Here is a 13,170-nt window from a genome sequence, read left to right on the forward strand (position 1 = left end):
CGGTCAGGGGCGCGGCCGCAGGCGGATCTGCTCCAGGAGCCGCTTCGTCTCGGCCAGCGGGGGCACTCCCAGCTCGCGCCTGAGCAAGCCCTCGCAGACATGGTACTGCCGCACTGCCTCGTCGCGGCGGCCGACCACCCAGAGGGCCTGCATCAGTTCGCGATGGTTCCGCTCCCGCAATGGATCGACTTCGACGGCGGTGCGGAGGAACCGCACGCTGCGGCCCCATTCGGCCGCAGCGGCCGTGAGAGCCGCCAAACGCTGCAGCAGCTCCAGGCAGGTCTCACGAAGCAGTTCGCGCTCCTGCTGGCACCAGTCGGCGTAAGGTTCGTCGTCCATGTAGTCGCCACGGTACAGCGCGACCGCTGCCTCGAACGCGGCCATGGCCTTGGGCGCGTCTCCTTGCTCGTCAGACTTGAAGCCCAGCTCCGCCAGGGCTCGGAACTCCCACGCGTCGATGCGCGCGGTACCCGAGGGTTCGAAGCGGTACCGGTCGGCGTCCGTGACGATGACAGTCGGCTCGTCCATCCGGGACGGTTCCACCAGGCGCCGCAGCTCGTGCACCAGAACGTAGAGCTGGCTCGTCTTGGTGGCGGGATCGCCGCCAGGCCAGAGCGCCTCGATCAAGGCGTCTTTGGTAACGGGCCGACCGTGATGCGTGAGGAGGACCTTGAGTAGGGTCAGCGCCTTCTTGCGGCCGAAGGCATGCGGGAGTACCGGAGCACCGTCCACCCGAAGCTCGAAAGACCCGAAGCAGCGCATGCTCAGGTGTGGCGCCACCCTGGGTTCGGCACGTGGCGGCTCGCCGGGAGCCACCAGCAGCCACCGGTGGAGTTCGCGCGAGCGCTGCTCCGCGTCGCCCCGGAGCCGCTCCCCGGCCACGAGCCGCGAACCGGAGGACGCCAGGGTCTCGACCATCACGAGGTCGCGACCCGGCGGCTCGTTCCCGCGCTCTCGGCGCCACAGGCTCACCAGGCCGAACACCGCACCGTGGCTGAGCAGCGGCACACAGAGCCGCAGACCGCCCGCGGTGTGCCGACTCCGGCAGGGGGCGGGCCAGGTTTCCGAGCTACCGTAGAGCACTTCGCACCGACCCTGGACGATGGCAGGGCACTCCTCTGGCGCGCAAGGCGGCAGCGTGCGACGCGCTACAGGTCCGGCGCCGACGCTCACCGTCGTCCTCGTGCCGGTCGCTCCGGAGGCAGGCTCCAGCAACCGTGCCTCGCCCGCGTCCGCGCCGCTGGCCAGCATCATCCGCCTGGCCAGGTCTTCCAGGTTCGCTTCCAGACCAGCACCGATGAGGTCTACGTCGAGGGCGGCCGCGGAGGCCCCGGCCAGCGTCGCTTGCACGGCCGTGCCTATCGGGCCGCCGACCAGGATGAGGAAGTCTCGTGCTTGCTCCACCGCGTCGACGGCCGCGTTGCGGAAGGCCAACCCGACTGCGCCAAGCACCTCGCCGTGGTGGTGGAGCGGAGCGCAAACGTATGCCTTGAAGCCCGCGTCCTTCACCTGCTGACGCAAGTAGCGAGGGTCGCCTTGCAAGCGGTCGCTCAGCAGTGGGGCGCCACTGGCCAGTACCAGACCCGGGAACCCCTCGCCGCGGTCGAAGCGAACCAGCTGGCAGAAGGCCCGTCGGAATGGGCCCTTATGACTGGTGAGGACCGCTCCGAGGCCGCCAGGCTCGGACAGGAACAGGTCGGCGACTTCGGCGCCCGTGGTCTCGCGGATGAGCTCGAGCGACCGCTCCAGGCCGGCCTCGAGGCCGTCAACGGACAGGGCCGTCGTGATACTGGCCAGAGCAGCCAACGGGTTCACGGTGCCCGGGGCGGTTGGTGGTCCGGCCGACTGCTGCCCGGCCTCCTCCTGCGTCCGCGTGGCGCCAAGTAGAACCTCTGCGCCGCCGTCCAGGTCGACGATGCGCTGCTCGGCGTCCAGCGTCGGTTTTGCTCGCACCACGTCGTGCCTCCAGCTTCACGCTGCTGGCTCTTCGTGGAGTCCACCTAGGCCGGCACTCCGTGGTCGTATCCGGCGCCGAAGGGCGTCCAGGCCGACCGAGCGAACTCACTTCGTGCGGGAAGGATAGCACGGGGCCGACTTCCGAGCCCGAGCCCGCTGCCAAGTGGGCGCCTGCCGGCAGCTCGTCGGCCGGCAGTATATTGGGGTGGTCCGGCCGGGCAACGCGCAGGAATAGGCCGGGTAGGTTCCGCACGAGACTCAGCCGCTGGTAAGCGTGGAGGCCTGGACCGATGGCGCCCGCCCGAACAGAGCCACTTAGGAACGTAGACCCCGATAGGGCCCTGCAGCTGGTGTTGGCCGCCGCGGCGCCGCTGGGTGCCGTCGAGGTCGAGCTCGCCAGGGCGCTGGGTTCGGTTCTGGACGAGAGCGTCGTGGCCGACCGCGACTATCCGCCGTTCGACCGGGCGATGATGGACGGCTTCGCCGTCCGCGTGGCCGATGCCGGGCGCGAGCTGCCGGTCGCAGGAGAAGTGGCGGCAGGTCACGTCGCGAGCATCGCGCTGCCCCACGACGCGGTCGTGGCGATCATGACAGGAGCCCCGTGCCCAGCGGGAACGGAGGCGGTCGTGCCCGTCGAAGCGGTCGGCGAAGCCCACGGCAAGGTCCGCCTTCCCCAAGGCGTCACGCCCGGCCAGAACGTGGCTCCGAGGGGGTCCGAATGCCGTGCCGGCAGCGAGATCCTGATGCCGGGGCAGGAGGTGCAGCCGCTCCGGTTGGCGTTGTTGGCAAGCGTGGGCCGTAAGGCCGTGCGGGTAAGGCGCCCTCCCAGCATGGCGGTCATCTCGACCGGGGACGAGTTGGTCACTGCGGCAGCAACGCCCGGCGCCGCGCAGATCCGCTCCAGCAACGGCCCGATGCTCGCGGCGATGGCTACGCTATGCGGCGTCAAGGCCGTCACGCAGTTGCACGCCGGCGACGAGCTCGGCGCGTTGCGGGCAGCGCTCGAGGCCGCCTCCGATCACGACATGATCCTGACCATCGGCGGGGTCTCCGCCGGTCGCTACGACCTGGTACCTGAGGCCATCGCCGCGTACGGCGCAACCACCGTCTTCCACCGGGTGCGCCAGAAGCCGGGGCATCCACTGCTGTTCGCGACGAAGGCCTTCGCGAGGCCGCGCTCGAACCCGCGGGCCCGCCAACTGATCTTCGGCCTGCCAGGCAACCCACTGTCGGCCCACCTCGGCTTTCACCGCTACGTTCGCCCCGCGATCCGCGTGAGCATGGGCCTCGACCCCGAACCGCCGACCTCGGCGGGAGTGCTGACCGAACCGATCACCGTGAGCGGCACCCGTAGCACGTTCAGGCTCTGCCGGATTCAGGGGAGCGAAACCGGCTGGCAGGTTACGCCGGCGGCCGAGCGTGGCTCGGCCGACGTCTTCGCGGCGGCGTCCGCCGACGCCCTGGTGCGCCTCGAACCGGCACCGGACCCTTACCCTCCCGGTTCCGAGGTGCGGTTCGAGTGGTTGGGGCACCCGCGCGCCGCACCCCAGCCCGTTCGCGGGTCCGAGGCTGCAGCTGGACCCGGCGCGGGCGGGCTCCTCCTCCCGATAGCGGCACGGCGCAGCTTGCGCGCGTTCGACTCTCGGCCGGTCCCGTACACACTGCTTGCCCGCGCCCTGGAGGCGGCGCGCTGGGCGCCTTCGGCGGGCAACTCACAACCGTGGCGCTTCGTGTTGGCGCACCGCGGCGGGCCGGCGTTCGCGCGCTTGACCGACACCCTGCGGCCGAACAACGCCTGGGCTCGACAGGCGCCTCACCTCCTCCTGCTGGCGGCGAAGGAACTGCTCGAGCACCCCGAGAAGCCCCCGAGGCCAAACCACTTGACGCTGCTCGAGGTGGGCCTGGCGCTAGAGAACCTCCTGATCCAGGCGACCGCGGACGGGCTGCTAGCGCACCCGTTCGACGGCTTCGACGCCGAGGCGGCCGGCGACGCCGTCGGTGTGCCTGCCGGGTACCGGGTGGCGGTGCTGGTGGCCATCGGCAGGCCGGGCGATCCGGCCGCCCTCGATGACAGGACGCGGGAGAAGGACGCGCGCCCCCGGCAGCGCCTGCCGCAGTCGGAGTTCGTGTTCGAGGAGAGCTGGGGCCGAGCGGCGCAGCTAGAGGATTAGAGGCCGTTGACGCGGCCAGGTGGGGTAGGCCAGGCGGGTCCGTCCAAGTAACTTGGCGCTGACTTGCTCCACGGCTTCCTGACCCCCCTAGGCTCCGAAGTACGCGCACGCAACAACCCTGCGAATTCGACACCCGAGCAGACCAAGGTGCGCCGACGCCCGTCAGCCTGCTCGCGGACGGTTAGGGGGGCTCGACTGCCATGCTTCGTCACTACCCCCAGCACCGGCCCCTTCACCTATCCTGGTAGCAGACTCACAGAAGGGACCCCCACCATGTCCAACCACACCGTCCACATCCAGTACTGCGTTCCCTGCGGCCACCTTCCTCGGGCGCTCGACGTTCAGAAGTCGATCCTAGAACGCTTCGGCCAGAAGCTTGGCGGCGTCACTCTCAAGCCCGGCGACCACGGCATCTTCACGATCGACGTCAACGGCGAGCGCGTCTACACCAAGCCCGAGGAGTTCGAGCTCGACGCGCTGCTCGAGGCGATCGACCAGCGCGTGACCGGCGCAACTGCGCAGTAGGGCGGCGAGCGCCACGAAGGTACTGTTCCCCACCAACGCCGCCTTCGACTTCGCGCGGCAACAGGAGGGCGTGGACTACGTCGGCTACGACCCGCTACTGCCGGTTCCCGAGGAGCACTTCGACGCGGAGGTGCTGGTGGCGTGGCTCAACCCGCCGGATGAGTTGCGGCACGCCGCTCGGTCGCTCGAGCGGTTGAGGCTGGTCCAGGGCCTCATGGCCGGGTCGAACACGCTGATAGCCGCCGGCTTCGGCCAGGGGGTGCCCATCAGCAACGGCCGCGGGCTGCACGATTGGCCCGTGGCCGAGCACACGGTCGCCTTGCTGTTGGCCGCCGCGCGGCGGCTGCACATCATGCGCGACGCCCAACACGAGCACCGTTGGCCCGGCGAGCTGGGAGGCGCGCAGCCCGACAGGAACCCGGACGTGTTCACGACCCTGAAAGACTCGCACGTGACGATCTGGGGGTTCGGGAGCATCGCGGCCACGCTGGCGCCGATGCTTAAGGTGCACGGCGCACGTGTGACGGGCGTGGCCACCCGGGCGGGCACGAGGGCCGGATACCCGGTCGTCACCGACGCCGAGCTGGACGAGCTGCTGCCCAAGACCGACGCCCTCGTCATGATCCTGCCGGCGTCGCCCGCCACCGCCGGTGTGCTTGACGCACGGCGGCTGGCGCAGCTACCGCATTACGCCTGGGTAGTGAACGTGGGCCGGGGCGACTGCCTCAACGAGGCGGACCTGGTGCGCGCACTCGAGCGCCAGGAGATCGGTGGCGCGGCGCTGGACGTCTTCGCCGAGGAGCCGCTGCCCGCCGACTCGCCGCTCTGGGGGTTCAAGAACGTCATCATCTCGCCCCACGCGGCGGGTGGCCGGCCCATCGGGGGAGAGGGCCTCGTGCGCGAGAACGTGCGGCGGCTGTTGGCCGGCGAGCCGCTGCTCAACGTCATCGATCGCGCTAAGGGGTACTGAGGCTCAACTACCGTCCGCGACAACGGGTACCGAGGCTCACTTCTCGACCGGCAACCCCGCGTCTTCCCACAGAAGCATCCCGCCGACCAAGTTGGCCACCTCGCCGAAGCCGTGGCGGTCGAGGTAGTCGGCTGCAGCGCCGGAGCGCACCCCGCTGGCGCACGCCAGCACGAGCGGCGACGTCAGCTCGCCCAGGCGCGCGATGAACTCGCCGAGCGGCACGTTGACAGATCCGGGCACGCGGCCGCCGGCGAACTCCCACGGCTCCCGCACGTCGACCACCTTGGCGCGGCGCTCGAGCCACGCGGCTACGTCTTGAGGCAAGATCTCGAGGAACATCCGAGCAGTCTATGTTCGAGGTCGCGCGCCGGGCGTGGGCGGCGACACACCCGGAGTAACGGTTTGCCTTCAAGCGCCATGGTGGTTTGATCAGCCGATACTCCGCGCGAGGGAGTAAGCCGGTCACGGTCGCGAGCGACCGGTTCTCGGTGAGGCCGATGCCTCGCGCAAGGTGGTAAGCCGACGACCGCCCACTCCCCACGGGGGTAAAGTTCTCTAGAGTGAACGAGACCAGCACGCTCGAAACCCTTCCCTTAGGTGCCCACCTGAACTCCGCTCGGCGACGCCACGTGGTCGTGTGGCTCTGGCTGGGCGCGGCGCTCACGTTCTCCATGTTGGTGGTCGGGGGCGTTACCCGGTTAACGCAGTCGGGCCTCTCGATAGTGGAGTGGGAGCCGCTCGTCGGCGTGGTGCCGCCGCTCAACGAGGCGCAGTGGCAGGACGCTTTCGCGCAGTACCAGCGTTTCCCTGAATACCGGCAGCTGCGGCCCGACATGACGCTGGCGGAGTACAAGACCATCTTCTACTGGGAGTACGCCCACCGGCTCCTGGCCCGCTTCATCGGCGTGGTCTTCCTCGTGCCGTTCCTGTTCTTCTGGGCGCGGGGCTACCTGAAGGGGCCGCTGGCGCGGCGGTTGCTGCTTCTGTTCGGTCTCGGTGCGCTGCAGGGCCTCATGGGCTGGTTCATGGTGGCGAGCGGCCTCGTCGACAGGCCGTCTGTGGCGCACGAGCGCCTGGCGGCGCACCTACTGCTGGCGTTCACCATCTTCGCGTTCTGCCTCTGGACGGCCGCGGACTTGCTGCCGAAGCGGCGCGAGGCGTCGCGAAGCAGGCTGTACGGCTGGCTGGTGGCCTTCGGCGTCATCCTCGTGCTGCAGGTGACCTACGGCGCGTTCGTCGCCGGACTCGACGCCGGCCTGGCCTTCAACACCTACCCGCTGATGGCGGGAGGCTGGTGGCCGCCGGCCGCCTGGCGCCTGGATCCGCCCTTGCGCAACCTGCTCGACAACATCGCCACGGTGCAGTGGATCCACCGCACGCTGCCGCTGTTGCTGTTGGCCATGGCCTTGGGGCTAGTGGTGGCTACTTTGCGCGGCCGGCGCGCGCCTGGCGGCCGGTTGGAGCTGGGTTGGGCCGCGGTGCTCGCGACCCTGGTGTTGGTTCAGGGGACGCTGGGGGTGGCCACGCTGTTGTCGTTCGTACCCATCGATCTGGCGGCCACGCATCAGGCCACCGCCCTCGTGCTCTTCGGAACCTGGCTGCTGTGGCTGCACCGCGCCACGCGTCTGCGCCTGGCGGCGCGCGCCCCGGCGGTGAGTGAGGCCCCTGAGCGGCTTCGGGCTTCCGCCGCGGCCCCCTCGAGTCGCTGAACCCGGCGCAAGGCGGCGCGGCGATCTCTCAGCCCGCTTCCGACACTTCCTTCTCGAAGACCAACTCGAACTTCCCGCCCGTCATGAAGTCAGGTGGCAGTACCGAGGTGACGAAGCGCCAACCGTCGGCGGCGCGACGCTCGACCTCTTCCCTGTAGGGGGCCATCCGGTTCTTTGCCAGAAAGGTGTAATCGACTCGTACGAACTCGTACTTGTACTTTTGCACGGTCCTACCTCCTTCAGTACGGGGCCCCGCACTAGGGGCAGTATTCCCCAGGAGCGGCGAAGCCGCCGTCTCCGCGCCGGCACTCGTACGCCCGCGCCGCGTAGAACTGGGGCGCCTCACCCATCCCCGGCAGTGCCACCAGCCGCTGCCACTCGGCGGCCAACGAGTCGTCGAGCAGGTGGCCCTGCCGTAGCGCCAGCTCGATGACCTGGTCCTGGGCCAGACCCGCCTCGAGCACGAACTCCGCGACTAGCAGGTGGCTACCCGTGACCTCGGACTCGTACGGGTCGAAGTGCGCCCGAGCGGCGACCAGGTCGAGCATCGCCGCAGGGCGGGCCAGGCCGTCCACCGTTCCCGGATAAGCCAGGCCGTCCAGTTCGGCTCCCAGGTGTACCTCTTCCACCTCGTGCCAAACGGCGATCTCTTCGGTGCCGCCATAAGGGAGCAGGCACGCCATGCCGAGACAGTCGGCCGCACCTGCCTGCTCCTCGCTGAGTTCTGCCCGGACGGCCGTGAACAGGGCGGCCTCTTGCCCCATCACTCGGCGCATGACGAAGCGCCACGACACGTGCGGCCCCTCGCCGAACTCGGCCGCCGGCGCAACGCGGTCCTCGCCCAGTTCGGCCACCAGCTCGTCGCGGATGGCGGGGCCGAGGTTGTAGCGATCGACCTGCAGGAACACGAACGGCACCGGGTAAGCCGCCGGAGGCTGCTCGGCAAGCAGCACACGTACGCTCACGTGGTGGCGGGTGTGCTCCAAGGTGCCGTCGACGGCCTGAAGCGCCAGCAGCGCCTTGGCGAACGGGCTCAGGCTTCCGGAGGCCAGGAACACCGAGTCGGTGGCGGGCAGGTGGGCCTCGATGGCCGTTTCGAGCTCGTCGACGTTTACGGCCAGGTAACTGCTCCCTGTGAACGCCCGGGCCTCGGCTTCGAACGAGGCCGGGTCGTACACGTGGCCGACTTCTTGTGCCGTGGCCGAGCCGGCGAGTACAGCGGCCACCACGAGGGTGGTCAGCGCTACGCGAGCGCGCGCGGTCGCGAAAGAACGACGGTGGTTGATCATGCCAGCGAGGATACCCGCGGTGCGTCAATCGGCCGTCATCGGCCTCAACTGCCGGCGCCGCGCTGCCTGACGATCACGTCGACCATGATCGATGCCAGCAGCACGATGGCCGTGGCTATCAACTGGATGGCCGCGCTGAGGCCCAGCAGGGCCATGCCGTTGACGATGGCGGCTATGACCACGCCGCCGAGCACGGCGTGCAGCGGGTGCCCGCGGCCGCCGAAGAGGCTCGTGCCGCCGATGACGGCGGTGGCCACGACGTACAAGACTATGGTGCCGCCGTCGAAACTCGTCGACATGGAGCGCAGCCTCGAGGCGTAGACGATGCCGCCCACGCCCGCCGTAACTGCTGCGAAGGTGAAGGCGAGCGTCCTCACCCACGAAAGCGAGATGCCCGCACGGCGGGCGGCCTCGGCGTTGCCGCCGATGGCGTAAACGTAGCGCCCGAAGCGCGTGCGAGTGAGTACCAGCGACCAGAGGGCCAGCACGGCGAAAACGAGGGGGATCACGTAGGGCATGCCCCTGAGCACGTAGGTGCCGACGCCGCGGTTGGCGTTGGTGAGTAGCAGCAGGGCCACTGCCGCGGCGGCGGCAAGCGCCACCTTCAAGATGGTGCGAGAGACGCTTGGCGCCGCCAGCCCGCTGGCGCGGCGCCTGCCGTCGGAGCTGATGGTGATGTAAGCGAAGAAGACCACCACAACCGCGGCGAGTGCCCAGCCGAAGGCGGGCGACATGGTGCCGTTGGCGATGGCGTTGATGGTGTCGTCGGGGATGGGGATGGTGCCGCCGGTGCCGAGCATGATGATCATCACGCCCTGCCAGCCGAGCAGGCCCGCGAGCGTCACCACGAACGACGGCAGCCGCAACCGCGTGACCAGGCTGCCCTGGAAGAGCCCGATGGCGGCGGTGACGGCCAGCGCGGCGAGGATGGCGGCCCACCAGGGCCAACCCGTGCGCACTTGCACGAGCTCGGTGACGACCACGCCCCCGATCCCGGCCACGTAGCCGAGGGAAAGGTCGATCTCGCCCAAGAGGAGCACGAACACCTCGCCCATGCCGATGAGCATGAACACCGAGGCCTGCACCAGCAGGTTGACGAGGTTACCGGTAGATAAGAAGTGATCGTTGAACGACTGGAAGATAATGGCGATCACGACCACGCCGATGAGGACGGGCACGACGTTCGTGCCGCCGCCACGGGCGAGGCGCTTGACGACCTTGTCGGGGACCGCGTCGGCCAGGGCCGGTGTGTCGACGTCGGTCACGCCGCGCCCGCCTTACCGGTGGTCATGAGCTCCACCACGGTCTGCACGTCGGTGTCGGCGGTCGGCCCCTCGCTCACGACCTGGCCCAGGCGCATGACGGCTATGCGGTCGGCGACAGCGAAAACGTCGTTGAGGTTGTGAGAGATGATCATGACCCCCAGCCCGCGCTCGGCCAAGCGCGTCACGAGTTCGAGGACCTGCCTGGTCTGGGCCACGCCCAGGGCGGCCGTGGGCTCGTCGAGGATCACGAGCTTGGAGTTCCACATCACTGCCTTGGCCACGGCCACCGACTGGCGTTGACCACCCGAGAGGGCGGCAACTGGCAGCCGCACCGACTGCACGGTGGTTACCCGGAGCTCCGAAAGGGTCTGCATGGCGTTGCGCTCCATGTCGTCCTCGGCGAGGAGCCGGTTGCGAAGGAGCTCGCGCCCCAAGTACATGTTCTGCACCACGTCGAGGTTGTCGCACAGCGCGAGGTCCTGGTAGACGACCTCTATCCCGAGCGTGGCGGCCTCGCGAGGGCTGCGCGGCCTTACGGGTCTGCCCTCCCAGTACATGTGTCCCTCGTCGGGCAGGTAAGTACCCGCGACGACCTTCACCGTCACCGACTTGCCGGCGCCGTTGTCGCCGACCAGCGCAGTGACCTGCCCCGCGGGCACCGTGAGGTTCACGCCTTTGAGGGCGTGCACCGCGCCGAAGCTCTTGCGCACGCCCTCGAGGCGTAAGAGCGGCTCGGCAGCCGCTTTCACCGGTTGCCGAGCCTGCTCGTCAGTCACGCTAGAACCCTACTGCCCTATCCCGGCGGCCTTGCACTGATCGGCGAAGCCCGCGCAGAGGTCGGAGGCCTTGGTGAAGCCGTCCTTCACGACCGTGTCGGCCATGTTCTTGGGCGTCACCCAGATGGGGGTGAGGAGCACGGACGGCACGTCCATGTTGGCCTGGCTGTCGTTGGTCGTGCCGTTCACCAGCGCGGCGGGCGGGGTCTGGCCGGCGCGCACGAAGATGGCGAGGGCGGCGGCCGCCTGGGCCTCGAGGTTGATGGCCTTGTAGACGGTGCCGCACTGGTAGCCCGCCAGAACGTTCTGCAGGCCCTGAAGCGTAGCGTCCTGACCGGTGGTCGGGAAGGTGTTGGCGGGCACGCCGAGCGTCTTGAGGTAAGCGATGACGGCGTTGGCGTTGTCGTCGTTAGGGGTGACCACGGCGTTGATTTCCTTGTGCGCCGTGTACTGGCCCTCGAACGTGGTCCTGGCCTGGGCCGGGTCCCACGTGCCGGCGGGTTCGGCGACCTTGGTGTAGGTGCCGTTCGCGAACAGCGGGTCGAGCACCGAGTGGTAGCCCTGCGAGAAGAGCGTGGCGTTGTTGTCGGTCGGCGCGCCGTTCATGATGAGAACGTGCGGGTCGGTGACGTTCCAGGCCTTCACGCAGTCGACGAAGCCGTCGCCGATGAGCTTGCCCACCTGGACGTTGTCGAAGCTCACGTAGTAGGCGCGCGAGCCGCCCAGCGTGAGGCGGTCGTAGTCGATGACCGTCACGCCGCTATCCTTGGCGGCCTTCTCGATGGAGGCACCGACGCCCGACGAGATGGGGTCGACCACGAGTACCGTGGCGCCCTGCGTGATGGCGGCCTGGGCCTGCGTCAGCTGAGTAGACTCACTGCCCTGGGCGTTCGTGATGATGACGTCGGAGTCGGGTACGCCCGCTTCCTTGAAGGCCCGCTTGAGGAACGGCTCATCGAACGCCGTGTAGCGTGCCGAGGTCGTGGTCTCGGGTAGCAGCACGCCTATCTTGCCTTTGCCTTGTTGGGCGAGGTCCTTCAGCAGGCTCATCGTCGAGAAGTCCGCGGTGAAGGAGTTGGCGGTGATGGAGGACGCGTCTTGCGCCCAGGCGGCGCCGCTGACCAAGATGATCAACAGTGCAAGGCGGAGTACCCGCCACATGGACCGGATTCCGATTCGCATGTTCGCCGGCTTTCTCCCCGATGAGCATTGACTTCGGGCGGTGGGAAGACGTCGGGTCGCGGCCGCTGGTGTCGCGCCGGCTCTTGGGGGCCTTGGCTGACTGCGGCTCGCTACCGAGGGCGGGCGTGCCGGTCATCGGGGTGACCCGGCCGTGCCTCCCGAAGCACGAACAGGCTAGCGCCGGGTTTCGTTGGACTGTGGTCAGCGGTCACGGAGGTGCCGGCGATGTGAACCGGCGGCCGGCTAACGCGTCTTGCCGCGGGCCGCGACCGGGAGCACCGCCTCGAGCACGCCGCGCCGGTGCGTGTACACCTCGTCGTGCAGGTTCGAGACTGGGCACACGTGGTTCGGGATCACGCGCAGGCGCTCGCCTATCGCCGGGGTGCGCGAGCAGGCCGAGAAGTCGACGGCCCCGTGCTCCTCGGACAGCACGGTGACGATGGCCTCGGGGTACTCGAGGATCAAGCCGTAGCCGCCCCCGCGGTCCTGCGGGAAAGGGTCGGCCGCGAGGGTCTTCGAGCCGGCGTCTATCACGCCGCGGTTGGGGGTGGGTTTGCTGACGAGCGTGACGTGCACGTGCAGGGCGCAGTCCTCAAGCGAGGCGCTGCCCGCGGCCATGCTGTTGCGGTCGTTGTAGATGTAAGTGCCCGCGCGGTGCTCGGTCACGAGTCCCGTGAGGTGCGTACGCCACATTCCCGGTGTGCCGCCGACGGACACGACCTTCACGTCGATCCCCACCTCGGCCAGCAGCTCGCGCGTGCGGGTCACGAAGCCGGGCACGCGCTCGGAGCTCGGGTAGGTGAGCAGGCCGAGGAACTCGACGTAGGGCCGGCCCGCCGCGACTTGCGCGAGCTCGGCCGCCTCCTCGGGCGTGACTACGCCTTGCCGCAGCTTTCCGGACTCGAACTCGACGAGCACGCCGATGGGTCTCTCGGCGAGCAGCGCCGCGGCGGCAACGGCCTCGAGCGCCACCTCGTTGTCTACGGCTACCCGCACGCGCGCCATGCGCGCCACCTGCGCCAGGCGCCGGACCTTCTCCTCACCCATGACGTTGTAAGTGATCAGGATGTCGGTGAGACCGGCGCCCGCCATGACCTCGGCTTCGCCGATGCTCTGCACCGTTATGCCGCAGGCTCCAGCCGCCACCTGCCAGTGCGCCAGCAGGGGGAGCTTGTGCGTCTTGATGTGGGGGCGGTTCTGTATGCCGTGCTCGTCCAGGTAGTCCTGGAGGCGGCGGATGTTGCGCTCCGCCACGTCGAGATCGACGACCACGCAGGGCGTGTCGATGCTAGTGATGGACGTGGCGACAGCGGGCGCGCTCATGGCG

The 13,170-nt window shown here is 69.1% G+C and carries 12 protein-coding genes; 4 read left to right on the top strand and 8 right to left on the bottom strand.

Annotated features, from left to right (window positions below):
• Positions 1 to 3: 3 nt before the first annotated feature.
• The gene (locus ROY82_00755) at positions 4 to 1,956 is read right to left on the bottom strand and encodes a BTAD domain-containing putative transcriptional regulator (GenBank protein ID MDT3680993.1); all 1,953 of its coding nucleotides are present in this window, start codon (positions 1,954 to 1,956) and stop codon (positions 4 to 6) included.
• A 290-nt stretch (positions 1,957 to 2,246) separates the two neighbouring features.
• Here ROY82_00755 and ROY82_00760 point away from each other — a divergent pair, with 290 nt between their 5' ends.
• From ROY82_00760 to ROY82_00770, 3 genes are all read left to right on the top strand, one after another.
• Positions 2,247 to 4,127 (top strand): molybdopterin-binding protein, encoded by a 1,881-nt coding sequence (locus tag ROY82_00760; GenBank protein ID MDT3680994.1) that lies wholly within the window; start codon positions 2,247 to 2,249, stop codon positions 4,125 to 4,127.
• Between the two features lie 273 nt (positions 4,128 to 4,400).
• Complete coding sequence (locus ROY82_00765) at positions 4,401 to 4,652, top strand: Rdx family protein (protein ID MDT3680995.1); 252 nt, start codon at positions 4,401 to 4,403, stop codon at positions 4,650 to 4,652.
• Positions 4,653 to 4,722: 70 nt separating this feature from the next.
• Positions 4,723 to 5,622 (top strand): NAD(P)-dependent oxidoreductase, encoded by a 900-nt coding sequence (locus tag ROY82_00770; GenBank protein ID MDT3680996.1) that lies wholly within the window; start codon positions 4,723 to 4,725, stop codon positions 5,620 to 5,622.
• A gap of 36 nt (positions 5,623 to 5,658) precedes the next feature.
• On the opposite strand, the gene ROY82_00775 is transcribed toward ROY82_00770, so the two are convergent.
• Positions 5,659 to 5,961 carry a rhodanese-like domain-containing protein gene (locus ROY82_00775; protein ID MDT3680997.1) on the bottom strand — a complete coding sequence of 101 codons (303 nt, stop codon included), beginning with the start codon at positions 5,959 to 5,961 and terminating at the stop codon, positions 5,659 to 5,661.
• 221 nt (positions 5,962 to 6,182) lie between these two features.
• Between ROY82_00775 and ROY82_00780 the strand changes: the two genes are divergently transcribed.
• On the top strand, positions 6,183 to 7,331 hold the full coding sequence (locus ROY82_00780) for a COX15/CtaA family protein (protein MDT3680998.1): 1,149 nt from the start codon (positions 6,183 to 6,185) through the stop codon (positions 7,329 to 7,331).
• A 28-nt stretch (positions 7,332 to 7,359) separates the two neighbouring features.
• Here the strand turns inward: ROY82_00780 and ROY82_00785 are convergent, their stop codons facing one another.
• From ROY82_00785 to ROY82_00810, 6 genes are all read right to left on the bottom strand, one after another.
• Complete coding sequence (locus ROY82_00785; GenBank protein MDT3680999.1) at positions 7,360 to 7,557, bottom strand: DUF4177 domain-containing protein; 198 nt, start codon at positions 7,555 to 7,557, stop codon at positions 7,360 to 7,362.
• Between the two features lie 31 nt (positions 7,558 to 7,588).
• Complete coding sequence (locus ROY82_00790) at positions 7,589 to 8,620, bottom strand: hypothetical protein (GenBank protein ID MDT3681000.1); 1,032 nt, start codon at positions 8,618 to 8,620, stop codon at positions 7,589 to 7,591.
• A gap of 44 nt (positions 8,621 to 8,664) precedes the next feature.
• Positions 8,665 to 9,885, bottom strand: a complete 1,221-nt coding sequence (locus ROY82_00795) for a hypothetical protein (protein MDT3681001.1) — start codon at positions 9,883 to 9,885, stop codon at positions 8,665 to 8,667.
• Positions 9,882 to 10,661 (bottom strand): ATP-binding cassette domain-containing protein, encoded by a 780-nt coding sequence (locus ROY82_00800; GenBank protein ID MDT3681002.1) that lies wholly within the window; start codon positions 10,659 to 10,661, stop codon positions 9,882 to 9,884. The genes ROY82_00795 and ROY82_00800 overlap by 4 nt, the downstream gene beginning before the upstream one ends.
• A gap of 9 nt (positions 10,662 to 10,670) precedes the next feature.
• The gene (locus ROY82_00805) at positions 10,671 to 11,843 is read right to left on the bottom strand and encodes a substrate-binding domain-containing protein (protein ID MDT3681003.1); all 1,173 of its coding nucleotides are present in this window, start codon (positions 11,841 to 11,843) and stop codon (positions 10,671 to 10,673) included.
• 243 nt (positions 11,844 to 12,086) lie between these two features.
• Positions 12,087 to 13,166 (bottom strand): alanine racemase, encoded by a 1,080-nt coding sequence (locus ROY82_00810; protein ID MDT3681004.1) that lies wholly within the window; start codon positions 13,164 to 13,166, stop codon positions 12,087 to 12,089.
• Positions 13,167 to 13,170: the final 4 nt, after the last annotated feature.

The sequence above is a fragment of the Truepera sp. genome, from assembly GCA_032027045.1.
In the GTDB taxonomy this organism is placed as follows: domain Bacteria; phylum Deinococcota; class Deinococci; order Deinococcales; family Trueperaceae; genus JAAYYF01.

Coding starts and splice junctions, on each gene's coding strand:
- ROY82_00760 (MDT3680994.1), top strand. CDS start 2,247: ATGGCGCCCGCCCGAACAGAGCCACTTAGGAACGTAGACCCCGATAGG.
- ROY82_00765 (MDT3680995.1), top strand. CDS start 4,401: ATGTCCAACCACACCGTCCACATCCAGTACTGCGTTCCCTGCGGCCAC.
- ROY82_00775 (MDT3680997.1), bottom strand. CDS start 5,961: ATGTTCCTCGAGATCTTGCCTCAAGACGTAGCCGCGTGGCTCGAGCGC.
- ROY82_00790 (MDT3681000.1), bottom strand. CDS start 8,620: ATGATCAACCACCGTCGTTCTTTCGCGACCGCGCGCGCTCGCGTAGCG.
- ROY82_00805 (MDT3681003.1), bottom strand. CDS start 11,843: ATGCGAATCGGAATCCGGTCCATGTGGCGGGTACTCCGCCTTGCACTG.
- ROY82_00810 (MDT3681004.1), bottom strand. CDS start 13,166: ATGAGCGCGCCCGCTGTCGCCACGTCCATCACTAGCATCGACACGCCC.